This window comes from Streptomyces sp. NPDC017979, from assembly GCF_044328175.1.
Taxonomy (GTDB): domain Bacteria; phylum Actinomycetota; class Actinomycetes; order Streptomycetales; family Streptomycetaceae; genus Streptomyces.
Map to the genome: position 1 here is coordinate 171,317 of NZ_JBIRGU010000009.1, position 23,120 is coordinate 194,436.

At 71.6% G+C, this 23,120-nt stretch carries 16 protein-coding genes, 1 tRNA gene and 2 pseudogenes; 6 read left to right on the top strand and 13 right to left on the bottom strand.

Annotated elements, in window-relative coordinates; genetic code table 11:
• Positions 1 to 21: 21 nt before the first annotated feature.
• The 6 genes and pseudogenes from ACH4E8_RS23165 to ACH4E8_RS23190 all read right to left on the bottom strand — a co-directional run bounded on the left by ACH4E8_RS23165 (position 22) and on the right by ACH4E8_RS23190 (position 7,107).
• A complete protein-coding gene (locus tag ACH4E8_RS23165; RefSeq protein WP_398451072.1) occupies positions 22 to 1,674 on the bottom strand; it encodes a long-chain fatty acid--CoA ligase in 1,653 nt (550 codons plus the stop codon).
• Positions 1,675 to 1,988: 314 nt separating this feature from the next.
• A complete protein-coding gene (locus ACH4E8_RS23170) occupies positions 1,989 to 2,573 on the bottom strand; it encodes a SigE family RNA polymerase sigma factor (RefSeq protein ID WP_398451074.1) in 585 nt (194 codons plus the stop codon).
• A gap of 738 nt (positions 2,574 to 3,311) precedes the next feature.
• The gene (locus ACH4E8_RS23175) at positions 3,312 to 4,478 is read right to left on the bottom strand and encodes a lipid-transfer protein (protein ID WP_398451076.1); all 1,167 of its coding nucleotides are present in this window, start codon (positions 4,476 to 4,478) and stop codon (positions 3,312 to 3,314) included.
• A gap of 707 nt (positions 4,479 to 5,185) precedes the next feature.
• Positions 5,186 to 6,319: pseudogene (locus tag ACH4E8_RS23180) on the bottom strand (bifunctional MaoC family dehydratase N-terminal/OB-fold nucleic acid binding domain-containing protein); the annotation flags it as partial.
• A pseudogene (locus ACH4E8_RS23185) lies at positions 6,316 to 6,555 on the bottom strand (acyl-CoA dehydrogenase family protein); the annotation flags it as partial. The pseudogenes ACH4E8_RS23180 and ACH4E8_RS23185, both read right to left, overlap by 4 nt.
• A 243-nt stretch (positions 6,556 to 6,798) precedes the next feature.
• Positions 6,799 to 7,107, bottom strand: coding sequence for a hypothetical protein (locus ACH4E8_RS23190; protein WP_398451077.1), 309 nt, complete (start codon positions 7,105 to 7,107; stop codon positions 6,799 to 6,801).
• Positions 7,108 to 7,503: 396 nt separating this feature from the next.
• Here ACH4E8_RS23190 and ACH4E8_RS23195 point away from each other — a divergent pair, with 396 nt between their 5' ends.
• A complete protein-coding gene (locus tag ACH4E8_RS23195; protein ID WP_398451079.1) occupies positions 7,504 to 8,415 on the top strand; it encodes a bifunctional DNA primase/polymerase in 912 nt (303 codons plus the stop codon).
• 374 nt (positions 8,416 to 8,789) lie between these two features.
• A complete protein-coding gene (locus ACH4E8_RS23200) occupies positions 8,790 to 12,662 on the top strand; it encodes a hypothetical protein (protein WP_398451081.1) in 3,873 nt (1,290 codons plus the stop codon).
• Here ACH4E8_RS23200 and ACH4E8_RS23205 read toward each other — a convergent pair.
• Positions 12,625 to 13,425 (bottom strand): VOC family protein, encoded by an 801-nt coding sequence (locus ACH4E8_RS23205; RefSeq protein WP_398451083.1) that lies wholly within the window; start codon positions 13,423 to 13,425, stop codon positions 12,625 to 12,627. The two genes, ACH4E8_RS23200 and ACH4E8_RS23205, sit on opposite strands and share 38 nt — an antisense overlap.
• A 183-nt stretch (positions 13,426 to 13,608) precedes the next feature.
• Between ACH4E8_RS23205 and ACH4E8_RS23210 the strand changes: the two genes are divergently transcribed.
• On the top strand, positions 13,609 to 14,247 hold the full coding sequence (locus ACH4E8_RS23210) for a GNAT family N-acetyltransferase (protein WP_398451085.1): 639 nt from the start codon (positions 13,609 to 13,611) through the stop codon (positions 14,245 to 14,247).
• Here ACH4E8_RS23210 and ACH4E8_RS23215 read toward each other — a convergent pair.
• Both ACH4E8_RS23215 and ACH4E8_RS23220 read right to left on the bottom strand, forming a co-directional pair.
• Complete coding sequence (locus ACH4E8_RS23215; protein ID WP_398451087.1) at positions 14,163 to 15,128, bottom strand: GNAT family N-acetyltransferase; 966 nt, start codon at positions 15,126 to 15,128, stop codon at positions 14,163 to 14,165. The genes ACH4E8_RS23210 and ACH4E8_RS23215 overlap by 85 nt on opposite strands.
• A gap of 189 nt (positions 15,129 to 15,317) precedes the next feature.
• Positions 15,318 to 15,911: a TetR/AcrR family transcriptional regulator gene (locus ACH4E8_RS23220; protein ID WP_398451089.1), complete on the bottom strand. Its 594-nt coding sequence runs from the start codon at positions 15,909 to 15,911 to the stop codon at positions 15,318 to 15,320.
• Between the two features lie 254 nt (positions 15,912 to 16,165).
• Here ACH4E8_RS23220 and ACH4E8_RS23225 point away from each other — a divergent pair, with 254 nt between their 5' ends.
• Positions 16,166 to 17,626, top strand: a complete 1,461-nt coding sequence (locus tag ACH4E8_RS23225; protein ID WP_398451299.1) for an amidase — start codon at positions 16,166 to 16,168, stop codon at positions 17,624 to 17,626.
• Between the two features lie 61 nt (positions 17,627 to 17,687).
• On the opposite strand, the gene ACH4E8_RS23230 is transcribed toward ACH4E8_RS23225, so the two are convergent.
• Positions 17,688 to 18,641 carry a hypothetical protein gene (locus ACH4E8_RS23230; RefSeq protein ID WP_398451090.1) on the bottom strand — a complete coding sequence of 318 codons (954 nt, stop codon included), beginning with the start codon at positions 18,639 to 18,641 and terminating at the stop codon, positions 17,688 to 17,690.
• A gap of 436 nt (positions 18,642 to 19,077) precedes the next feature.
• On the opposite strand from ACH4E8_RS23230, the gene ACH4E8_RS23235 reads away from it, so the two are divergent.
• Positions 19,078 to 19,566 carry an N-acetylmuramoyl-L-alanine amidase gene (locus tag ACH4E8_RS23235; RefSeq protein ID WP_398451092.1) on the top strand — a complete coding sequence of 163 codons (489 nt, stop codon included), beginning with the start codon at positions 19,078 to 19,080 and terminating at the stop codon, positions 19,564 to 19,566.
• A gap of 173 nt (positions 19,567 to 19,739) precedes the next feature.
• Here ACH4E8_RS23235 and ACH4E8_RS23240 read toward each other — a convergent pair.
• Positions 19,740 to 19,824, bottom strand: a tRNA-Ser gene (locus tag ACH4E8_RS23240).
• A gap of 104 nt (positions 19,825 to 19,928) precedes the next feature.
• Positions 19,929 to 20,282, bottom strand: coding sequence for a DUF4333 domain-containing protein (locus ACH4E8_RS23245; RefSeq protein ID WP_398451094.1), 354 nt, complete (start codon positions 20,280 to 20,282; stop codon positions 19,929 to 19,931).
• A gap of 449 nt (positions 20,283 to 20,731) precedes the next feature.
• On the opposite strand from ACH4E8_RS23245, the gene ACH4E8_RS23250 reads away from it, so the two are divergent.
• Entirely contained in the window at positions 20,732 to 21,244 is a 513-nt protein-coding gene (locus ACH4E8_RS23250; protein WP_398451096.1) for a hypothetical protein, read from the top strand.
• 68 nt (positions 21,245 to 21,312) lie between these two features.
• On the opposite strand, the gene ACH4E8_RS23255 is transcribed toward ACH4E8_RS23250, so the two are convergent.
• Positions 21,313 to 22,941 carry a S1C family serine protease gene (locus ACH4E8_RS23255; protein WP_398451098.1) on the bottom strand — a complete coding sequence of 543 codons (1,629 nt, stop codon included), beginning with the start codon at positions 22,939 to 22,941 and terminating at the stop codon, positions 21,313 to 21,315.
• Between the last annotated feature and the right edge of the window lie 179 nt (positions 22,942 to 23,120).

The following is a 23,120-nucleotide window of genomic DNA, read 5'->3' on the forward strand; positions in this document are numbered from 1 at the left end:
CCCTCTCACGTACCGCCGTCGCTACAGCTCCGTCACGTCGAACTCGCCGTCCGCGTACTTCCGACGGATCGCCCGCTTGTCGTACTTGCCGATGTTCGTCTTCGGCACCTCCGGCACCAGCACCCACCGCTCCGGCAGTTGCCACGACGCGAGGCTCTCGCCGAGGAACGCCCGCAGCGCCGCGTAGTCCGCGCTCGCGCCCTCCCTGAGGACGACGGTCGCCAACGGGCGCTCGCCCCACTTCTGGTCCGGTACCGCCACCACCGCCGCCTCGACGACGTCGGGGTGCGCCATCAGGGCGTTCTCCAGGGCGATGCTGGAGATCCACTCGCCGCCGGACTTGATGACGTCCTTCACCCGGTCGGTGAGGGTGAGGTACCCGTCGGCGCTGATCACGCCGACGTCGCCGGTCTTCAGCCAGCCGTCCTCGCTGAACTTGTCCGCCGGCCTGACGGGCTCGGCGCCGACCCCGCCGAAGTACGCGGCGGCGATCCACGGCCCGCGCACCTCCAACTCGCCCGCCGACTCGCCGTCCCAGGGCAGCACGTCCCCGCCGGGCCCGACGACCCTGGCTTCGACGCCGGCCGGGAAGCGGCCCTGGGTGACGCGGTACGGCCACTCCTCCTCGGGCGTCAGCCCGGCCGGAGGGTGGGCCATCGTGCCGAGCGGCGAGGTCTCCGTCATGCCCCAGGCGTGGCAGAGCCGTACGCCGAGCTTGTCGTACGCCGCCATCAGCGCGGGCGGACAGGAGGAGCCGCCGATGGTGACGGTCCGCATGGAGGTCAGGTCGCGCGGGTTCGCGGTGACCTCGGCGAGCAGGCCGTGCCAGATGGTGGGGACGGCGGCGGCGTGGGTCGGCCGCACCCGTTCGATCATCTCGGCGAGGGGTGCGGGCTGGAGGAAACGATCCGGCATGAGCATGTGCACACCGGTCATAAACGCCGTGTGCGGTATTCCCCACGCATTTACGTGGAACTGCGGCACGACGACGAGGGTGGTGTCCCGGTCCGTCAACCCCATCGACTCGCTCATGCTGACCTGCATGGAGTGCAGGTAGACGGAGCGGTGGGAGAAGACCACGCCCTTGGGGTCGCCGGTGGTGCCGGAGGTGTAGCACATGGCTGCGGCGGTGCGTTCGTCCAGCTCGGGCCAGTCGAAGGTGGTCGGGCGGCCCGCGATCAGGTCCTCGTACTCGTGCACCTGCGCCCGGGAGTCGACGCCGTCGAGCAGGCTGCGGTCACCGGGGCCGGAGACGACGACGTGCTCCACCGTCGGCAGGTGCGGGAGGAGGGGCGCGAGCAGCGGCAGCAGGGAACCGTTGACGATCACGACGCTGTCGGCGGCGTGGTTCACGATCCACACCAACTGCTCGGCGGGGAGGCGGAGGTTGAGCGTGTGGAGCACGGCGCCCATGGACGGGATCGCGAGATACGCCTCGACGTGCTGGGAGTTGTTCCACATGAGGGTGGCAACACGCTGGTCTCCGTCGACACCGAGTTCGTCGCGGAGCGCGTTCGCGAGCTGCGTCGCGCGCTCGCCGACCTCGCGGAAGCTGCGGCGGTGCGGTTCGGCTTCGCCGGTCCAGGTGATGACCTGGGACTTCCCGTGGATCGTCATCCCGTGTTGGAGGATCCGGGTCACGGTCAGCGGTACGTCCTGCATGGTGCTCAGCACGGCGTCCTCCTGGTGGGCGCGGGCGCGCTACGTCGCAGTACGCCCTACGTGGCAGTAAGGGTGTGCAGATTCTGCATGTGCACCCCGGGATGCCACCACCCCTAGGGAAGCGCAATCGCTTCGTGTCTCACTTATCGCATGTATCGCACGTATCACGCGTGGCCACGTAACGCGTGTGCCGGTCGGGCCGGTCAGGCCGGTCAGGCCGCGGTTGTACGGGGGCGGGGTCCTGCCTGCCGTACGGCCGTGGGCCCGCGGGCCTCGGGCTGACGTCTGCGGGCGGGCGTCAGGGAACGGGCGTCAGCGGGCGGGCGTCAGCGGACCGGGGCCAGCTCCGGGTCCTCGCGCAGCTTGCCGAGCGCGCGTGAGACGGCGCTCTTGACCGTGCCCACCGAGACCCCGAGCACCTCGGCGGTCTGGGCCTCGCTCAGGTCTTCGTAGTACCGCAGCACGACCATGGCGCGCTGGCGGTCCGGCAGCTTCATCACGGCGCGCCACATCGCGTCGTGCAGCACCTGCTGCTCGGCGGGGTCGGGCGTCGGCGAGGTCTCGCGCTCGGGCAGCTCGTCACAGGCGAACTCGTCCACCTTGCGCTTGCGCCACTGCGAGGTGCGGGTGTTCAGCAGGGCGCGGCGGACGTATCCGTCGAGGGCACGGTGGTCCTCGATGCGCTCCCAGGCGACGTACGTCTTGGTGAGCGCGGTCTGGAGCAGGTCCTCCGCGTCGCTCGGGTTCGCCGTGAGGGAGCGGGCGGTGCGCAGCAGCACGGGCCCCCGTGCCCGTACGTACGACGAGAACGACGGGTAACGGGCGTAGGTCGCATACCGTGCGTCGGCTCCGTACGACGGAGGCACCGACCGGGCGGCCTTCGAAGCGCTTGTGCAGACTGGCGTGGTCATAGCCTCCAACGTAGGAGCGGAGGCCGCTCCAGCGGATCGGCCACAGGTCCCGAAGGCTTCTCCCCCTCAGGTTGTAGTGGTGGCGCCAACCCCACCTCCTGAAGGTGGAGACGACCCTCAGGAGCGATGACCCCGCGCTCAGGGGGAGGGGACGGCAGTCCTACGGAACGCGTGCCCCCGCATGCCGTTCGTAACCGTGGCTCGTGCACGGATCCTCCTTGAACCGGCCGACGAGCGGCCGGGATCGTGGGCTCCTGGAGGTCGGGTCGAATCCGTATCGAGGCTGCGTAGGGGGCAGGTCGGGGCCAGAACGAGGCCGGAACGGCGCCGGTACGGGGGTCTGATCCGGGGGAGATTGGGCCAGAACGGACAGGGTCACCCCGAGGTCCACGAGGCACAGCGGGAGCCGAGGGGAATCGACGGGGACCGCCCCGGCGGCAGCAGGGGCGGTGCGGTCCTTGCCGACGGGGGCGCCCGCTGGTCGTACGACCAGGGTGGAGATCCCGTACGACTCCAGGTGGACATCCGTCTCGGGGATCCCCGGGGGGCGCGGTACTTCCGTACGGGGTCGGGAGCGGGGCGGGCTGGTAACCGGTGCCTTCCGGGAGACGGACTCGGGGGCTCGGGCTGGGGCGCTCGGGGGCTGGGGGGCTCAGGCCCTCGGGCGCTCGGGTGTTCGGGCGCTCGGGCGCTCGGGCGCTCGACGCTCGGAGGCTGGGTGCATCTCGCCGCGGCCGGTCATCCGTCTGCTCCCAGGATCAGGCCCGACGTGGGGACGCCCGTGCCCGCCGTCACCAGGGTGTGCGCCGCGCCCGCCGCCTGGTTCACGGAGGTGCCGCGGATCTGTCGGACCGCTTCCGCTATGCCGTTCATCCCGTGGAGATACGCCTCGCCGAGCTGACCGCCGTGGGTGTTCAGCGGCAGGGCGTCCGCCGCGACGAAGTCGGAGCCCAACCCCGGCCCGCAGAAGCCGAACTCCTCCAACTGCATCAGCACGAACGGAGTGAAGTGGTCGTAGATGATGCCGACGTCCATGTCCCCGGGGCCGAGCCCCGAGGTGCGCCACAGCTGGCGGGCGACCACGGCCATCTCGGGCAGTCCGGTCAGTTCGTCACGGTAGAAGCTGGTCATCTGCTCCTGTGCGCGCCCCGCCCCCTGGGCCGCCGCGACGACCACGGCCGGTGGATTGCGTAGGTCGCGAGCGCGCTCCCGGCTGGTGACGACCAGCGCCTGCCCGCCGTCGGTCTCCTGGCAGCAGTCCAGCAGCCGCAGCGGCTCGACGATCCACCGCGACGCGGCGTGCTCGGCGAGCGTGATCGGCTGACCGTGGAAGTACGCGGCGGGGTTACGGGCCGCGTGCCGGCGGCCGGTCACGGCGACCCGGCCGAAAGCCTCCGGCGTCAGACCGTACGCGTGGAGGTAGCGCTGGGCGGCCATGGCGACCCAGGATGCCGGGGTGAGCAGCCCGGACGGCAGGTTCCACCCGAGGGCCGTGCCCTCCGCCGAGGGCTCTCGCTGTTGCACGCCCGCCCCGAAACGGCGGCCGGACCTTTCGTTGAAGGCGCGGTAGCAGACGACGACCTCGGCGATGCCGGCGGAGACGGCGAGGGCGGCTTGAAGGACGGTGGCGCAGGCCGCGCCGCCGCCGTAGTGGACGCGGGAGAAGAAGGAGAGTTCACCGATGCCGGCCGCCTGGGCGACGGTGATCTCCGGGCTGGTGTCCATGGTGAAGGTGACGAGCCCGTCGACGTCGGCCGGGGAGAGACCGGCGTCGTCCAGCGCCGCGTGCACCGCCTCGACGGCCAACTTCAGCTCGCTGCGGCCCGATTCCTTGGAGAACTCGGTGGCCCCGATGCCGACGACGGCCGCCCGCCCGCCGAGAGCGTCCTTCTTACCCAGACTCATCGGATGCCCTCCTCATCGCACGGTGGACGACTGGCGGTGGGGCTCGGGTCGGCAAGGCTCGACAAGGCCGGGGCAGGGCCGGTCAAGGTGGGGAGCGTGACCGTGGCCGTGCCGGTGACGTGGGTGCCGATGCCGTTCGCGCCGGTGATCCGTATCTCCGCCGCGCTGCCGCCGGCCCCGGTGCCGCCTCCTTCGTCAGCACGGATCGAGGTCACGGTGCCGCGCAGCACCATGGTGTCCCCCGGATAGTTGGGTGCACCAAGGCGGATGGCGACCTTGCGGAGCACGGCCCGCGGCCCGAGGCGGTCAGTCACATACCTTCCGACCAGGCCGTTCGTCGTCAGGATGTTCATGAAGATGTCAGGGGAGCCCTTTTGCCGCGACAGCTCCGCATCGTGGTGCACGTCCTGGTAATCGCGGGAGGCGAGCGCACCGGAGACGATCAGAGTGCGGGTGACGATGATCTCCAGCGGGGCCAGTTCGTCCCCGGGACGCAGCGGCACGGGACTGAGGTCCGGGCCGGGGTGCGGGGTGGGGTGTGAGGTGGCGTGTGGGCCAGGGTGCGGGGTGGGGTGTGAGGTGGCGTGTGGGCCAGGGTGCAGGGTGGGGTGCGGGTCGGAGTGTGGGGCGCCGCCCGGATCGTGGCGGGCGCCGTCACGTGAGTCTTCACCTGGATCGTCGCGTGGAACGTCATGCGGGACGCCGGCCGCTCCCGCGGCCGGGTCACCGACGACCCGGAAGACGGGCACCGTGAAGGCGCCCTGAGCACCGGCTGCATCATCTGCGTCGTCCTCGAACCGGTGGAAGTCCAGCTCCACCGGCATCCCGATGCGCACCCGGTCGTACGGAACCCCGGTCAGTCCGGCGACGATTCGCACGCCCTCCGACAGCTCCACCAGCCCGACGGCATAGGGCGGGTCGAAGGCCGGGAACGGAGGGTGGTGCATCACGACGTACGAGAAGACGGTGCCCGTACCGGCGGCGGGAACGGTGTCCCAAGCGTCCGAACCGCAGGCGTTGCACCCCGGCAGCCAGGGGAAGCGCAGTCGCGCGCAAGCCGTACAGCGCTGGATCAGCAACTGGTGCGCGGACACGCCCTCCCAGAAGCCGGCGTTGTCCCGGTTGACGACCGGGCGCGGGCGACGGGCCGTGACCGCGCCATGGGGCGGGGCGGTCCCGGGGGCGCCCTCTGGCCGGCGCTTCGCGGGGGCGTACTTCAGGATGCGAAAGCGGTGCGTACCGGCCAGTTCGCCGTCGGCGCGCACGTCCATGCGGGTCGTGATGAAGTGGCCCGTACCCAGCGCGGTCCGCTTCCGCGGTGACACGGACTCGATCACCGCGTCGAAGGTGATCCGCTGGCCGGGGCGGAGCGGAAGCAGATACTCCTGCTCGCAGTCGGTGGCGACGACCGAGCCGTAGTCGGCGGATTCGAGCAGCGCGAACATCTCGTCGTGGGCACCGCCCTTGCCCGGAGCCGGTTCCCCATCCCCATCCACGTCCCCGCGCTGGCCCTGGTCCCGGTCCCGCCCCTGGTCCCGGTCCTGGTCCCGAGAGCGGCTGTGTCCGGAGAGTCCGGCCATCGTCCACGCCTGGAGCATCGTGGGTGGCGCGATGGCGTCCGGGCCGCGGTACGCCGGGTTGCTGTCGCCCATCGCCTCGCACCAGTGCCTGATCATCGGCTCGTTGACCAGGTCCTTGCCGATGCCGCCGATGGTGGCGGGCCGGCCCTCGAACTCCTTCAACTGCGGATACACGTCGACGGGTTCGACGGGTGCGGTGAAGTCGGCGGGCTCTCCCACCGGCGCCGATCCCGAAGTCACGGTCGTCCGTTGCGTCGTCATCGGCTCCCCCTCTTCATGCCCTTCATGCCGAGTCGCTTCGTTGCCACGATCTCGCGCTGCACCTGGCCCACACCTCCCCCAAAAGTGCTAATTCGCGCGGCTCGGCTCCCCCATTCGAGCTCCCCCACCCTCAGCGCCCCCGGTGAACCGGCACGGATCAGGGCCTCGTCGCCCACGGGCTCCCGGCAGATGCGGTACACCTCCACCGCGGACTCGGTGCCGGCGAACTTCACGCCTCCCCGCGGTGGAAGGGCGTGGATGCGCTGTGCATGAACCTGCGGATGCGCGAGGCGCGTGGGCACCGATGTCGAAGTTCGAACCTGTCCGGGTTCCGCGTTTCTGACTGTCCGTCAGAAATGGATGTCTGTCAAGGTTCAAGGTCATCGCCGCACGCACGAAACCGCCTGGGCGACGGCGCCGAAGCGCCGCCGCCCAGGCGGCCGTTCACCCCTTGCTCACACCCCCATCGGGCCGGCCCCCTACCACCACAGGTGCGTGAAGTTCACCGCCACGTTGTCCTGGTCGATGGCGGTGAAGGCGGACCCGTTCACGCTGGCGGTGTTGTTCTGATTGGAGGCACCGGGGCCGCTGGCCACCTGCTGGGTGGTGGTGGAATTGCCCAGGTTGTCGCCGGCGACACCACTGCCGATGATCGATCCCACGGACGCATTGGATCCGTTGCCCGCCAGGGCGCCGTTGTCGGCCGCGGCAACGCCCGTGAAGAGGGCGGCCGTCAGCGGCAGGGCGGCGACGGCGGCGAGAACGCGGGCGGTACGGACGCTTGCCATGTATTTCCTCCAAGAATCACAAAAGGTCGATAAGCAGGAGCACGCACCCGAGGGGCTCGCACTGCTGCGCTGTGCACTGCCGCGGAACGCAAGTTCCGCTCAACACCCGGACGGCTGGCCGACCGCTCCGGACCCGAACACGACGTCGCGCAGTCACAGTTGCCCAGCGACCCCCTGGCGAACCACCCGACCCGGAGCGATTCCCCCTCAAGCGTGAGGACAAGCAGATAAACCCTCTTCACTCCCGCAAGACCGCAGACCGGGACGTCCAGCCATCGAAGCCGCAGCACGGAAACCGGGCAGCCCAAGGGGTGAACCGTTTCGGCGCTGATTCGGCACCGTTTCAGCCAACATGGCACGCTTCCCTTTCTCGAACACTCGTACGAAACTAAAACCATGGCCATCACCGATCGGCACACCGCCACCTTGGCCCTGGCCCACGCCCTCTCCGCCGCGGAGCGCGGGCTCCCCGTCATCCCGCTGTCCGCCACCAAGCTCCCGGCCCTGCGCTCGCCGCACCGCAAGGACGCCCTGCCGACCCGGTGCCGCGGCGAGTGCGGGCTCCTCGGGCACGGCGTCCACGACGCCACCACGGACCCGGCGGCCGTACGGGCCCTGTTCACCGCGGCGCCCCGGGCCACGGGGTACGGCATCGCCTGTGGTCGACCCCCGCACCACCTGCTCGGCATCGACCTGGACGTCTTCGGGGAGAACGGCTCCGGCGGCGCCGACACCCGTACCGACCACGCCCTGGCCGATTCCTTGTCATCGCTCCGGGACCTCGCCCTGCGGCACCTCTTCACCATCCCCGAGACGGTCACCGTCCTGACGCCCAGCGGCGGCCGACACCTCTGGTTGACCGGCCCCGCCAACGTCACGGTCCCCAACTCCGCGAGCCGGCTCGCGCCGGGCATCGACATACGCGGAGCTGGGGGTTACCTCGTGGGACCGGGCTCAGTCACCACCCGGGGGACGTACCGGCTCGCGCCCGGGAGCGCCCGGATCTCACCTGCTCCGTGCCCCGGCGCCCTTCTGCACCTTGTCGCGCCCCCTGCGCGCCCTCACCACCCCACCCGCACCACCCCCGGTACCGCGCGGAATCCCGGCCAGGGGCTCGTCCACTTCGTCCTCGCCGCGCACGAAGGACAGCGCAACACCCGACTTTTCTGGGCGGCCTGCCGTGCGTACGAGAGCGGATACGGGGACGCGCTCGCCGACGCACTCACGGACGCGGCCGTCCGCACGGGCCTCACCGAGCCGGAAGCACGCGCGACGATCGCCTCCGCGCGCCGTATGACGACCGCTTGACGACCGCATGACCGCACCCCGGCCGACCCCGGCCGACCCCGGCCGGCGAGCCGCACACGGCGCACGGGCTCCTGTTCCACACGGACGACGGCGCACGGTCGGATGACGGCCCGAAGCAGCCCCGCAAGCATTGTTAGGACAATCAGAACAGTCAGCGGCATCGGGTGCTGCTGCGCCATAAGCCCAGGTAGAGCCGTTGGTCCCGACGCTCCCGTGGCGTTCTCTCATGTGTGCGTGGTGGTGGCGACGGCTTCTCGACCGGCGCTTGTCCACAACCTTCCGACCCACCGTCAGTTTCCCTCTAGGCTGAAGAAACACCGGGAAACTCGGGGCACCGGGTACCGGACCGCAGCAGCGGAGGGGGATGAGGAACCATGGCCGGAGGTCGCCCGCCGAGAGACGACGCACCCAAGCGTTACCCGGAGTTGGAAGAGTTGGCCGCCTGGTTCAGTCAGGCCATGGCGGACGCCGGCTACCCCAGTCCGAACGCGGTCGTGCGCGCCGAGATCGCCCACAAGAACGTCGTCTACGGCATCCACGGAGCAGCCCGCTTCCTCAAGTTGGACGTCGTGCGCGCCCTCGCGGTGGGGCTCGGCCGCGACCCCGTCGAGGTCGAGCCGTTGTGGACCAGGGCGAAGGAGGCCGTGGACCGCGCCGCCGCGGACCAACTCGCCGCTCGGACCCCGCACCTCACCTCCTGGGCGCAGCTCCCCCTGCCCGAGCTGGCCCTGCGCAATCTGGTGGAGGCGCAGAGCAAGGCGGTGGAGCGCCTTCCCTACGATCGGCTCGCCGTGGAGGAGCCGCCGATGTCCGCGGTGTACGTCCGCCCGCGGATCCGCGCCTCCGCCCGGGCCGGCGAAGGCCACGCCCCGCGGGACGTGCGGACCGCCGGTGACGGCGACGGCGCCCGGCGCTCGGCGGACTCCGGCCGGGAGGAGGGCCCGGTGCTCGATGCGGTGCTGCCCGTCCCGGACGCCCTCGCCCGCCACGACCACCTGCTGATCACGGGCGAGCCCGGCGCGGGCAAGTCGACCCTCTCCAGCCACCTCGCCTGGACGCTGTCCCGGATCTGGCTCCGTCAGGACACCAGCCTCGAAGCACCGGTGCCCGAGCCCGTCATCCCGGTGCGCATCGCCGCCCGCACCCTCGTCGACCAGGGCGGATCGTGGAGCGCGGTGCTGTGCCAGGCGGCCCGGCGCAGCCTCGGCCGCAGCCTGGTCGCGGATCCGGACCCGACATTGTTCGCCGGCCGGGTGCAGGGCGCGCGCTGGCTGGTCATGGTGGACGGACTGGACGAAATAGCGGACCACGACGCGCGCACCGGCGTGATCCGTACGATCGCGCAACACGCACGCGCCGGCAGCGACTACCGCTTCGTGGTGACCACCCGCCCCCTGCCCGAGTCCGAACTCGCCCCGCTGCGCACGCCGCTCGTCGGCGCGTACGGCATGGAGCCGTTCCGGGACGCCGAGTTGCGGGACTTCGCCGGCAAGTGGTTCGCCGCGCAGTACGAGGGGGACAAGGAGCGGGCCCGGGCCGCCGCCGACCGGTTCCTGAAGGAGACCCGGGACGGCCGCCTCCAGGAGCTCGTCCGCAATCCGCTGCTCGCCACGATCGCCGCGGTGAACGCCACGGTCGACCGCTCGCGCCCGCTGCCCACCAGCCGTCTCAGCCTCTACCAGCGTTTCTGTGAGCACCTGTTGACCAGGGGCGAGAGTGCGGCGGCGGTCCGCGCCGAGCTGTACCGGCGCCATCGCGACGACCCCGAGCGGCGCGCCTTCCACCTCTGGCTGGAGGAGGACAAGCAGGAGGTGCTGGGCGTCCTCGGCCGGTGCCGCATGGAGGGTGAGGGCTCCCTCGCGGAGGCGGCGCTGCGCTGGGTGCGGGAGCACCCGGCCGGGCGACCGCTGCCGGCGGGCTGGGAGACGGAGGTGCGGGAGTTCCTCCAGGGCACGGGGCTGATGGTGCCCGCCGACGGCGACTACCGCTTCCTGCACCACTCCTTCGCGGAGTTCATGGCCGCGCAGTCGTACGCCCTGGAGATCCCGCCGGAGTTCCCGGACGTCGAGGACTGGATCCGGCGGGCCTACAAGGACGACGAGCAGACGTTCGTGATGTTCGTGTTCTGCATGTGGTCCGAGCGCCCCGAGTGCCAGAGGGACCGCATCACGGACGAGTTGCTGACCGGTACGCGCGGCGGGCACGAGCGGACGTTGCTGGCCGGGCTGCTGCTGGCGGAGGGCGTGTCCCTGGGGGAGGCGGAGGAGGCCCGGGTCCTGGACCGGCTCGAAGCGGTCGCGCGTAACGCCGACGCTGACGACAGCGAGGAGGCGTTGGAGGTCCTCGGCGGCCTCGGGGGTCGGCCGAGCGTCTTGGAGCGGCTGGAGCGCATGGCGTCGTCGGAACTGCTGGGCCCGATGCCGCGGCTGTACGCGGTCGAGGGGTACAGCCAGGCCGGGGAGGCGGAGGAGGCCGAGCGGTTGCTCGGCCTTGTGCTGGGGTGGATCTACGGGGCGGTGCCGCGGGCCGCCGAGGTGGCCTGCTCCATCGGGGAGGGCGCGCGCGATGCGGTGCGCCGGCGGGCCTGGGCCCTCGCGCAGGGGCCGGAGTCGAACGTGTTCCTGCGGGCCCGGTCCGCCGTGGCCCTGGAACGGCTGGGTCACCCCGAGGAGGCTGCGACCCTGGCCCGCGAGGTGCTGACGGACCCGTTGGCCGGTTCGCCCCAGCTCAAGGAGGCGTCGGAAGCCTGGACGAAGGCGATCCCGGCGGAGGCGGCGGTCGTGGCGCGGCTGGCGCAGCAGCGCCCCGCCGTGGACCAGCAGGGCCGGGCCACCGTCGCCAAGGTGTTGGAGGAGGCCGGCGAGTCGGAGGCGGCGGCGCTGCTCGCGGGCGAGGTGCTGCGCTCGGGCACGCCCGACTCGTCTGCACTCACCTCCGCGGCCAGGACCTGGGTCAAGGTGCGGGGCACGGATGCCGTGGCGACGGTGTTGGAGGCCGTCGCCACCAGCAGCGCCGACCAGGGCCACGACCTGGACACCCCGGCCGCGCTCCTCTCGTCGGTCGCCGTCTTCGCCGCGGAGTCACAGATCGTCGAATGGGCCAAGGACGTGCTGACCGAGCACCGTTGGGGCACGTTCGAGGGCGGTGCCGTCGTCTCCACCTGGCTGGCGTCCGGCGGCCCCGCGGCGGTCGACGAGGTCATGGCGAGGATCGACCGCGGCCGGCTCCTTGAGGGGTACGCCCGGGCGGAGGCGGCGGAGGTGCTGCTCGACGCGGGCGCCCGGGCGGAGGCGGCCGAGTTGGCCGAGTGCGCGCTGCGCACGCCCAATCTGTCCAACAAGCGCTACGAACAGTCGGCGGAGGTCCTGCTGAAGGTGGCGGGCGAGGGTGCGGCCGAGCAGTTGCGGACGGTCTGGGACGAGTGTCCCGGCTTGGGGATCAACAGCGCCTGGCTGCACGGCGTGTTGGACGCCTGCGGGAGCTACGAGGAGGAGGCGCCGCGCCTGTCCGCCGCGGCGCGCCACTTCGCCACGGAGCTGATCGACCTGGGCTCGGTGCAGAGCTCGGACGTGCTGCTGGCCCTGGAGGCCCTGGGCGAGCTCGATGGGCGCGGCTCCATCCCGTACGTCGTCCGGACGGCGAAGGAGCACAGCGAGCTTTCCTGGCAGAACCTCTGCGACATCGCCCAGGGGTTGGCGGCGCTGGGGGAGCGCGCAGCGGCCCTGGAGCTGTGGCGGCACGCGATCGCCATGCCGTATCCGCCGCAGCAGTCGGAACTTCGGCTGCTGATGGACATCGAGCGGGCGGAGGCGGTGGCCGAGGCTGCGGGGTGGATGCGGGAGTTGATCGCGGACCCGAGTACGTACGCGCCGCGGCGGTTGCGGCTACGGCAGTTGCTGGCGTGGTTGACGGCTGGTCAGGCCGCGGCCGAGCCGGACGCGCCCCATGCACCCGCCACGCGCGATGTGCCCGGTGCGCGCGATGCGGGAGGCGCGGGAGATACGAGAGGTGCGCGCGATGCACCCACCGCGCCCGGTGCGCCCGTCGCGCCCGTCGCGCCCGTCGGGTGTGGGATACCCGTCGGGTCTGGGGTACCCGGTGGGCAGGGCGTGCGAGCCGCATCGGATGCCCCGGCGGCAGGCCCGGTGCCGGGCCAAGAACCGGACGCGGCGCCGGACGCGGTGGTGGCGGACGCGGTACAAGACGCGGTCAGGGGAGGTCCGTCAGTTCCGGCGCCCCGCCGGTGAGGAGGGTGACGTCCAGGATCGAGAAGTCGGCGCCCTGCGGGTCGGTGAGCGAGGCGTACCGCCCGAAGGGGCTGTCCACCGGCCCGTACCGGAGCACGGCGCCGAGCCCGGTCGCCCGGGCCACGGCCTCGTCGCAGCCGGAGACGCTGAAGTACACGTTGACGTACGGGGGCACCTCGGGCGGGAAGTCGTCCGTCATCTTCATCCGCCCCAGGACGGGCTCGCCCTCGACGTTGTAGACCCGGAAGTCCACGTCCGGGTCTTCCATCTGCTGGGAGGTGTAGCCGAAGACGGCGGGGAAGAAGGCGTCCGCTGTCGCCGGGTCGCGGGTGAAGACCTCGGCCCAGCAGAAGGCGCCGGGCTGTTCCTTCGTCGCCTCGAAGCCCTCGTGCGCACCGGCCTGCCACACGCCGAAGACGACGCCGTCGGGGTCGCTGGCGAGGCACAGCGAGCCCAGGTCGTCGGCCTGCGTCGGCTCCAGCAGCACCCGGCCGCCGTGGCGCCGCACCTCGTCAGCGGTGGCGGCGGCGTCGGACGAGGCCAAGTAGAGACACCAGCGCGAGGTGCCCTCCAGGCCGGGCATCGGCGGTACGACGGCGGCGACCGCCTTCCCGTCCGCGTACGCCTGCGCGTAGCCGCCCTGGCCCGACGGCATCTCGCGGAAGGTCCAGCCGAGGACCGCGCCGTAGAAGTTCTTCGCCGCCTCGGTGTCCGGGAACATCGCGTCGGCCCAGACGGGCGTCCCCTGGGGTTTCACGGTCATGGCTGCGCTGCCTCCCGATCGCTGGTGCGGTCCGTCAAGGTGCTTCCCCATTCACGCTAGTCACTCGTGGCCCAGCACGCCCATCAAATCCGAACTTTTATTCGAATGAATGGGGAAGCGGCTCGATGCTCCCGCCCTGGCGCCCACCGCTCACGCGCCGGCACAGCGGTGATCAAATGGGGCATGACCTCCATCGACACGTCCTCCTTCTGGACCGGCGAGCGCGTACGGCTGCGCGGCATCGAGCCCGACGTCTGGACGGCGTTCATGCGCTTCGCCGTCGACGAGGAGGGACTCGGCGACCTCATACAGCCCCCGCGTTCCGCCGAGGAGCACCGGAACTGGACGCGGGAGCGGGCCGTCGCCGGGGCGGGGGACGGCGACCGGTTCCAGTTGGCGGTGGAGGCCGTCGACGGCGGCGAGATCGTCGGCGCGGTGGGGTCGCACCACGCCGACGCCCGCGCGGGCTGGTTCGAGTACGGCGTCACCATCGGTGCCGCGCACCGGCACCGCGGCTACGCGTCGGAAGCCGTCGCCCTCCTGCTGCGCTACATGTTCAACGAGCGGCGCTTCCACAAGTGCCAGGCGCGGATCCTCGCCCACAACGAGCCGTCGTTGGCGCTCCACCGTCGGCTCGGCTTCGTCGAGGAGGGGCGCCTACGGGACCACGTGTTCAGCGCGGGTCGACACCACGACCTCGTGCTGATGGGCGTGCTCGCCGACGAGTTCGCCGAGGCTCAGCCAGCGACGTCCGGTCCGGCGACCTCCGACCCGGCAACCTCCGGTGCAGCACCGTTCGATGCCGCGTCGCCCGTCGGGTAGGAGAAGTCGTACACGACGACCTCGGCCACCGGGACGTAACCGACGCGCTGGTAAAGGGCGTTGCTGGTGGGGTTCGCCGCGTTCGTGTACAGCACGACCTCCTTGGCGCCCGCCGCGAGCGCGGCGCGGCTGACCTCGACCGTGGCGGCGCCGGCGTACCCGCGTCCGCGCAGGTGGGCCGGGGTGTACACCGGATCGATCCGGACCTGGCCGCCGACCAGCGGATTCGCTCCGGCCATGGAGACGGGCGTGCCGTCCGGGGTCTCCCAGTAGGTGTAGTGCTTCTCGGCGAAGCGCGTGCCGGCCCAGGTGTCGGCGTCGATGGTGACGTCCTCACCGACGTCCGCGGCGAACTCGCGGCACCACTGCATGAGGTGCTCGTGCTCGGAGTCACCCACCAGCCGGCCGCGCCCCGCGGGGAAGGGATCGGGCGGGGTGAGCGTGCCCAGTCGGTTCAACCGGAGGCGTACGCGGGGCGCGTACGTCGCACCCGTACGCCGCTGCCACGCCTCCGCGAAGGCGTTCGCGGTGCTCTCCTCCGCGGTGACGTGGGGCAGGACGTACCCGAGCGAGAGCAGGTGCGCGGCGAGGCCGTCGGCCTGCTCGGGGGTGAGGGCGGTCGGGCTGAGGCCGCCGCCCGAGAGGCGGTGGAAGGTGGCGCGGACCTCGCCGTCCGACACCAACCGACCGAAGAGGGGGGCCTTGGGGCCGTACGCACCGGGCCCCTGGGTGCGCAGCTTCTCGGTGACCGAGAGCGGTGTGGTGTGCAGTACGGGGTCGGAGCGCAGGAAGTCGCCGGCGTGGGCGAGGAAGCCGTCGACGTCGTCGGTGAGGTGCCACTGGTGCGGTGCGTGCGGAGGGTGCCGTAGGTCTGAGCGCATCCCGACATGCTTTTCGAGGTGGAGGGCGCGAGCCAATGGTTTTCCGTAGGGCAATCGCCGGCATTCCGCACCATAGCCAGCCGGGCTCGCCCCGGCCCGCGCCCGTCGGCCGTACCGCCACGCGCCCTGCCACGAGTGCCGCGCGCCCGTCACGAGCACCGCGCCCTGCCACGAGTACGACTGCGCCCGTCACGGGTGCCGCGAGACGATTCCCTCCACGATCCTCATCAGCCGCTCCCCCACCCCGTCGATACTGCCGTTCTGCGTGCTGACCTGCGCTCCTTCGAGTACGAAGGTGATCTCAGCCGCGATCTGCTCGGGGTCGGGCAGCCCGGCCGCGGTGCACATTCCGACCAGCCGACGGGTCTGGAGCGCCTTGTGCTCCTCGATCACCCGCCGTGCGGGGTGGGCGCGGTCGGGCAGTTCGGCGATCGAGTTGATGAACGGGCAGCCCCGGTGCGAGATCTCCGGCAGCCCGTCGGCGATGAAGCGGGCGAGGCCGAGGATCTGCTCCCGCGGCCGGTCGGGGTGCTCGGCCTCCACCCGGTCGAAGGCCGCCCGGTAGTCCGCGGCGACGATCCGCAGCCACTCCGCGACCAGCGCGTCCTTCGTCTCGAAGTGTCGGTAGATCGCCATCTTGGTGGTCGCGGCCCGCTCGGCGATCGCCTGCACGCCGACCCTTCGGATCCCCTCGCGCTGGAAGAGTTCCTCCGCGGCGTCGAGGATGCGCTCGCGCGGCGGCAGTTTCGCCACCCTGCTCGGTCTGCTGGCGGTCGATGCCATGGCTACCCGATCGCTCGTTCTCTCACGTCCGGTGCGACCCCGGCGCACTCCGGCGTGAATCCGGCGTGAATCCGGCGTGCACCCGCGGGACTCCGGCGTACATCCGCAGGACTCAGGCGGGGCTGAGGCGTGACTCCGGCCCGTTGCACCCCTGTTACGGTACCAGCACGTCCCAGACGATACCGCTGGGTATCGTCGAGAACCGAACGGTATCGATGTGGCGAACCGTCGTCGACTGGGCTGGGAGAGTGACTGTGAAGGTTGCCGAGTACGTGCACTTCGACGCGGTCGGGCTGGCGGAGCTGATGGCCCGGGGCGAGGTGGCCCCCGACGAGGTGGAGGCGGCCGCGCGCCGGGCCGCGTACGTCGTCGATCCGCACATCAACGCCGTCGTGGAGACGTGGCCGACCGACGACGCCCCCGTTCCCCTCGCCAGCAGTTCGCCGCTCGCCGGGGTCCCCTTCCTCATCAAGGACATCGGCGTCTTCATGGCCGGTCGACGCATGGAACTCGGCAGTCGGCTCGCCGCCGGCCACACCGCCGAAGTCGACTCCGCCCTGATGCGCCGCTTCCGCCGCGCCGGCCTCGTCACGTTCGGCCGCACCTCGACACCGGAGATGGCGTACAGCAACACCACCGAGCCGGTGCTGTACGGCGCGACCCACAACCCCTGGGACACCCGGCGCAGCGCGGGCGGTTCCAGCGGGGGCGCGGGCGCGGCCGTCGCCGCCGGCGTCGTCCCGATCGCGCACGCCACCGACGCCGCGGGCTCGATCCGCATCCCCGCCGCGCACAACGGCCTCTTCGGCCTGAAGCCCACCCGCGCCCGGGTCTCCGCGGGCCCCCACTTCGACGAGGTCTTCAACGGCCTGGCCGTCCACGGCAGCGTCAGCCGCTCCGTACGCGACAGTGCGACCCTGCTCGACCAGGTCCGCGGCCCGGAACCGGGCGACCCCTACGTCGCACCCGAGCCGACCCTCCCGTACGCACAAGAGGTCACCCGCGACCCCGGCTCACTGCGCATCGGCGTCCTCGCCCAGGCGTGGGGCGGCCACCGCACGTCCCCGCCGGTGGCCGACGCCCTCGCCGGCACCGTCCGCCTCCTCGAATCGCTCGGCCACCGGGTGACGGAGGCGGTGGTCGACCTCGGCGTGGACTGGGAGGAGTTCGTCGTGGCCAACGCCCGCCAGTGGACGGCGAACCTCACGGCGTCGATCGACGAACTCGCCACCGCCTTCAGCCGACCGATCGACTCCACCACGCTGGAGCCGCCGGTGCTCGCGAGCTACGAGTACGGCCGACGGGTCACCGGCCCCGAACTCGTCGCCGCCCTCGCGGTCCGCAACCGCGTCGCCCGCACCCTCGCCGGCCACTTCGCCACGTACGACGTCCTGCTCACCCCGACGACCCCGGGCCTCCCGGTCCCCCTGGGCACCCACGCCGAGGGCGCCGACGCCCTGGACGGCCTCGGTTGGCTCCGCCGCCTGCTCGACCTCGCCCCCTTCACGGCCCCCTTCAACGTGTCGGGCACCCCCGCCATGTCCGTCCCCGCCCCGCCCGACCCGAAGACGGGCCTCCCGATCGGCATGCAGTTCGCGGCGGGTTACGGGCTGGAGGGCCGCCTCTTCCGCCTCGCGGGGCAGTTGGAGCAGGCGAGCCCGTGGGCGGAACGGAGGCCGGGGGTGTGGGCGGGGAGCTTGGCGGGCGCGTACTAGGAACCCCGACCCCGACCCCGACCCCGGCCCGGCTACGGGTCCTTCAGGTCCTTCAGGTCCTTCAGGTCCTTTGGGTCCTCCTCCAATACGAACGGGCGGCCGCAGCCAAGGCGACGCCGTACGCGGCGAAGGCGACCATGCCGATCCAGGCGACCAGCAGGGCGTCGTCGGAGGAGGGGAAGTCGCCGCGGCGCATGGTCACGACCCCGGCCGTGGCGAGCGCCGCGTAACCGACCCCGATCACGCCGTACGGAAGGAGGGTTGCGGCGCCGATCACCGCGGGTACGAGGGGGAGCCAGCGCGGGAAGACCTGCCCCCAAGGGCGGACCAGGCCCCAGAGCAGGAAGACCCCGAGGGCCGCCAGCAACACCGTGGCGTCCAGCCCCCAGGACTCCAGGGCGAGCCAGATCCCGGAGGCCCCGTTGGCCTCGGACAGCTCCAACATCTCGCCCCCGGACACCCCCGCGAAGGTGCCGCCGGACACCCAGATCAGCTTCATCACCACGTACGGATGAAACGCCACCGTTCCTGCGCAGGCCCCGAGTTGAAGCGGACGGGAAGCGGCTGACGGCGCCCCGACAGAGCTCGCCTCCGGCGTTCGCCGGTCGGATCGGGCGGTGCCGGCGAGGAGCACCGCGCCGACCGCCGCCAGGGCGTGCTGGGTGGCCGCCGCCCAACTGTCCACCGCCTGCCCGAACATCAACGTGACGACGTCCATCAGGAGGCCGAACGCAGCGATCACAGCACATCCGCACGTGCCCCAGAGCAGGGCCCGCAGCGCCGGTCGCAGGCCGTACCGCACCACCGCGCCGCAGACCAGCGCCGCGACCGCGCCCAGCACCACGACGCCCCAGCCCGACGCGGACGCACCCGCAGCGCCCCCTCGCGGCAGGAGCGACGTCCCGTTCACGGCGCAGGCCAGGCCGAACACCGCGTACGCCACCGCCCAACACATCGCGGCCCGTCCCGCCCAGCGCCTCCGGTGCCCCACCTTCGTCCGCACGTCTCCGGTCATGCCCGGAGCCTCACATCGGCCGGCGCGCCAAGGCATCGCCCGCCCGAACGACCGGCTCTCCGCTCCCGGAGGGAGAGGACCAGCGACCGGAGGACGACGTCCCGCGAGCGGGCGTCCACGGTCCGATGTTGCCGTCCCATCACATGTTCATGCAGTGATGACCATGTTGCGGAGGCACCCTCGTCGCCATGTTGACCTCCCGGAAGAACGGCGCGACGACCACCGCCGGCGCGAGGCGCCCATGACACCGGCCCACCGCCGACCGAGCCGACGCGGCGTGCTCGCCCTCGGCGGAGGGCTCGTCCTGGCACCCCTGTCGGCAGCCGCCCTCCTCCTCCGACCGGACCGGCAACCGCGGCGGGCACCTGCTGCGCCGCCTCCGTCACAGGGCATCCGCCGGACGTCGGCCTCCCCCGCCGCCCGGCCTCCCGGATGGATGGAAGGCGTCGCCCGAAAACCGATAGAAGCGAACTTCACGCCGGGCGGCCGGGAGGTGCAACGGGGCCTGATACTGCACGTCCAGGAGGGCGAAGGATCGCTCTTCGAGCGCTTCTCCGCTCCCGGGACGCGGAGTTCGGCGCACTTCTGGGTGTCCCAAGCCGGCGAGATCGAGCAGTACGTATCGATCCACGACCGCGCCTGGACCCAACGCGCAGGCAACGCCGACTGGGCGTCGATCGAAACCTCCGGCTTCACCGGCAAACCACTCACCCCGGCCCAACTCGACGCCGTCGCCCGCGTCTACACCTGGGGAGCCCGCGTCCATGCCTGGCCCCTCGAAGTGACGAACTCCCCCCAGGGCCGCGGCCTCGGCACCCACTCCATGGGCGGCGCCGCATGGGGCGGCCACGCGTGCCCCGGCCCGCAACGAGCCGGGCAGCGCGACGCCATCATGGAGCGCGTGCAGCAGTCACTACGGACGTGACGGCGTCGAACTCGCCAACCTTCGCCACCGGCGACGTCCCGGTCCACACCTGGTCCACATTCGCTGGTCAGCAACGCGACAGAGACAAATCAGAGTGGGACAGGCCACATGCGGAAGGGGTGCCCCTCAGCGAGGGGCACCCCTTCTGACCAGCGCATACGCTGATCTGCGTGCGGTGGGTGTGGGATTTGAACCCACGGTGACTCGCGCCACGACGGTTTTCAAGACCGTTCCCTTAGGCCGCTCGGGCAACCCACCCTCGCCCCGGCCACCAGCGGCGGAGCGGCTACAGCGTACCGGCTGGACGGCCGGGGTGCGGAGTGGTGGTCGGAGGGCGGATGGGGGCGTTGGGGGGGGGAGGGTCAGGTCCGGGCCGGGGTGGGCGTGTCGTCGGCCTTGATGTCGAAGTTGATCCGGTCGCCTTCGACCGAGGTCACCTTGACCGTCACGCCCAGGGTGCTGCCGTCGCCCGCCGTGAGTTCGCACCGGGTGGTGGTTTCGACCTTGCCGGCGAGGTCGTCGGGGCAGGTGACCTTCGGCTTCGGCTGACCCGTCGTCTCGGCGAGCTTCTCGGCGACCGTGTCGCCCAGCTTGTCCGCGGACATCTTCGGCTCGGACGTTCTGACCTCGGCTTCGGCCGAGCACCCGACGAGCAGTGCGCTGGCAGCCACGGCCGTGAAGATCGACGTTGCTGCGGTCAACCGGGTTGCGCTCATGGTGGACTCCGGTCCGGGGATCTCGGTGGGAAGCAGGAAGAGGTAGGAAGCCTACTCGGCGCGTTTGGCCTCGTTCTCGTGGCGTGACGGTACGCAGGAAGGGCACAAGTCGCCTGCTGTACGAGCCCTGTGGCTCGCGCCGGGCGTGCCCGTGGTCGCCAACGGCCGGACGACTTGTCGTAACCGACGTGGGTGGCCATGCCGGCGCTGTTGACCTTGTAGTCCTTCTGACCGGCCGTACTCGAAGGCCGTGGCGGAGGCGTACTCAGGCCGGGGGCGGACGCGACGGGCTCAAGTCGGGCGCGGAAGCGTTCGCCGGCGCCAAGGCCGGTGCCGGAGCAGGCGCGGACGTCGGCGGCATCGGGCGGGTGCAACACCGGGACCTCCTGGCAGCCCGGCACGAGCGGCCGTCCTTGCACCGGCAAACCGACTCTCCATAGGTTGAATTCATGGGACTCTTCGACAAGCTGACCGGAACCAAGCGCCCGGCCGACGGGGTCCCCCCGCGGTCCGCAGACGAGTTGGGCTCGGCTCTGCTCGGGATCAATCGGGCTGATGTCCCGTACGTGGTTCGGGACGGGCGGGCGGAAGGGGCCGATTTCGTCGCCGAGTGGCGGGTGCTGGATCCCGCCTGGCGGACCTTCTTCGTGGGAACGCAAGTGAGCAGGGTGTTCCAGATCCGGATGCGCTTGGTGCCGGAGAAGAACGAGGTCCGGTCGCTCGACCAGCAATACGAGGTGACGTGGGTCGGTGACACCCCCACGCTGGCCATTGATGCCAGTGCCCAGCGTGGTCAGATGCGAACGGTCTCGAAGGAGTGGACGGTCGGGAGGAACGACGACGGCGGCCTTCAAGCAACAGAGACGTTCAGCTTCGACAGCTCCGAGCTGAAGGGGCCCGTACAGGACGCCGTGCTCGGGGCCGGATGGACCTGGCGGGGGGTCATTTCCGGGAAGTTGTAGGGGCCTCCCGGGGAAAGCGCGGGTCCCCGCCGACCAGTTCGTCGACGGGGACCCGGAGAGGCGGTGCGTCAGCTGTCGCCGGTGCGGGAGCCGAGGGTGACCGGGGTGGTGGATTCCTTGCCGTCGCGTTCGTAGGTGAGGGTGACCTGGTCGCCGGGCTTGTGGTTCCAGATCTCGCTGATCAGGGTGGGGCCGCTGTCGATGGGCTTGTCGTTCAGCTTGGTGATGACGTCGCCCGGCTTCAGTCCGGCCTTGGCCGCGGGGCCGTTCGGCGGGACGGCGGGGGCGCCGCCGGTGCCCTCGGGAGCGATCTTGGCGCCGGTGGTGGTGGGGTCGGCGATGCCGATGACGGCGCCGATGACCGGGTAGACCGGCTTGCCGGTCTTGATGAGCTGCTCCGCGACGTTCTTCGCCTGGTTGATGGGGATGGCGAAGCCGAGGCCGATGGAGCCGGCCTGGGACTGGCCGAGGCCGCCGCCGGTGGACTGGATGGCGGAGTTGATGCCGATGACCGAGCCGCGGGAGTCGAGGAGCGGGCCGCCCGAGTTGCCGGGGTTGATGGAGGCGTCCGTCTGGAGGGCGCTCATGTAGGAGTTCTTGTCGCCGTCGCCGGAGGCGACCGGGCGGTTCTTCGCGCTGATGATGCCGGTGGTGACCGTGTTGGAGAGGCCGAAGGGGGCGCCGATGGCGATGGTGGAGTCGCCGACGGCGACCTTGTTGGAGTCGCCGAGGGCGAGCGGGGTCAGCCCGGTGGGGGCGTCCTTCAGCTTCAGTACGGCGACGTCGTAGCCCTCCGCGCGGCCGACGACCTCCGCGTCGTACTTCTTGCCGTTCGAGAACGTGGCGGAGAGGGTGCCGTTCTCGGCCGCGGTCGCGACGACGTGGTTGTTGGTGAGGATGTGGCCCTGCTTGTCGTAGACGAAGCCGGTGCCGGTGCCCGTACCGGATTCGGGGCGGCCGCCGAGGTCGCCGGAGCCGTTGCCGCCGCCGGACTTCGCTTCGATCGTGACGACGCTGGGCAGCGCGTTCGCGGCGACCGCGGCGATCGTGCCGGGGTCGCGCTTGAGGTCCTTGGGGATCTCGGAGGCGGTGACGGTCGTCGAGTCGTCCGGTCCGTCCTCGTGGTTGCCGGCCCAGAAGCCGGCCGCGCCGCCGACCGCGCCCGCCACCAGGGCGGCGACCAGGACGGCGGCGGCCAGGGCGCCGGGGCGCTTGCGCGGGGGCTTGGCGGCGGGCTGGACCGGGGCGCCCCAGACCGTACCGTCGCCGCTGCCCGGGGCCGCGGACGGCGGGGGCGGGGGCCAGGCCCCGGCCTGCGGGTGACCCGCGCCTTGGGGGTGGCCCGCGCTCTGCGCGTACGTCGTGTCGTGTCCGTACGTCGTGTCGTGTCCGTACGGCGCGTTCGCGGTGGGCGGGACGGCCTGGCCGTACGCCGCGGGCTGTGCCGTGCCGTGCGCGGTCTCCTGGCCGTACGCCGCGGGCTGTTCGGGCGTCGCGTCCGTCGCGGGCGCGGGCTCCGGCGCGGGCGCCGATGTCGGCTCCGCGTCGCCGGAAGCCGAAGCCGAAGCCGGGGGCGTCGGCGGAGCCGCCGGCGGGGGCGGCGGGCCCTGAGGAGCGGGAGCGGCTGCCGGCACGGGAGGTACGGACGGGGCGGCCGGCTGCGCAGTGCCCTCGTGGCCGTCGTTCTCGGTGCTCACGCTTCTCTCCTCTAAGGTCCACAAGCTCTGGTCGGCCGGAAAAAAAATCAGCTCCGCAGCGTTCTCAGGTAAGCATTTCCCACGGCCCGTCAGGCCACTGTAAGCAGGAGCTGTGCGTATCCCGGCATTCCCTTACAACGGACATAGCCGGCGCGCCGCCCACCGCGCCGACACCCCGA

Bases quoted from the DNA above. Each gene is read 5' to 3' on its own strand.
- ACH4E8_RS23245 (WP_398451094.1), bottom strand. From the start codon at position 20,282: ATGAGCGCAACCCGGTTGACCGCAGCAACGTCGATCTTCACGGCCGTG.
- ACH4E8_RS23195 (WP_398451079.1), top strand. From the start codon at position 7,504: ATGGCCATCACCGATCGGCACACCGCCACCTTGGCCCTGGCCCACGCC.
- ACH4E8_RS23190 (WP_398451077.1), bottom strand. From the start codon at position 7,107: ATGGCAAGCGTCCGTACCGCCCGCGTTCTCGCCGCCGTCGCCGCCCTG.
- ACH4E8_RS23235 (WP_398451092.1), top strand. From the start codon at position 19,078: ATGGAAGGCGTCGCCCGAAAACCGATAGAAGCGAACTTCACGCCGGGC.
- ACH4E8_RS23210 (WP_398451085.1), top strand. From the start codon at position 13,609: ATGACCTCCATCGACACGTCCTCCTTCTGGACCGGCGAGCGCGTACGG.
- ACH4E8_RS23230 (WP_398451090.1), bottom strand. From the start codon at position 18,641: ATGACCGGAGACGTGCGGACGAAGGTGGGGCACCGGAGGCGCTGGGCG.
- ACH4E8_RS23215 (WP_398451087.1), bottom strand. From the start codon at position 15,128: ATGCGCTCAGACCTACGGCACCCTCCGCACGCACCGCACCAGTGGCAC.
- ACH4E8_RS23250 (WP_398451096.1), top strand. From the start codon at position 20,732: ATGGGACTCTTCGACAAGCTGACCGGAACCAAGCGCCCGGCCGACGGG.
- ACH4E8_RS23220 (WP_398451089.1), bottom strand. From the start codon at position 15,911: ATGGCATCGACCGCCAGCAGACCGAGCAGGGTGGCGAAACTGCCGCCG.
- ACH4E8_RS23170 (WP_398451074.1), bottom strand. From the start codon at position 2,573: ATGACCACGCCAGTCTGCACAAGCGCTTCGAAGGCCGCCCGGTCGGTG.
- ACH4E8_RS23205 (WP_398451083.1), bottom strand. From the start codon at position 13,425: ATGACCGTGAAACCCCAGGGGACGCCCGTCTGGGCCGACGCGATGTTC.
- ACH4E8_RS23175 (WP_398451076.1), bottom strand. From the start codon at position 4,478: ATGAGTCTGGGTAAGAAGGACGCTCTCGGCGGGCGGGCGGCCGTCGTC.
- ACH4E8_RS23200 (WP_398451081.1), top strand. From the start codon at position 8,790: ATGGCCGGAGGTCGCCCGCCGAGAGACGACGCACCCAAGCGTTACCCG.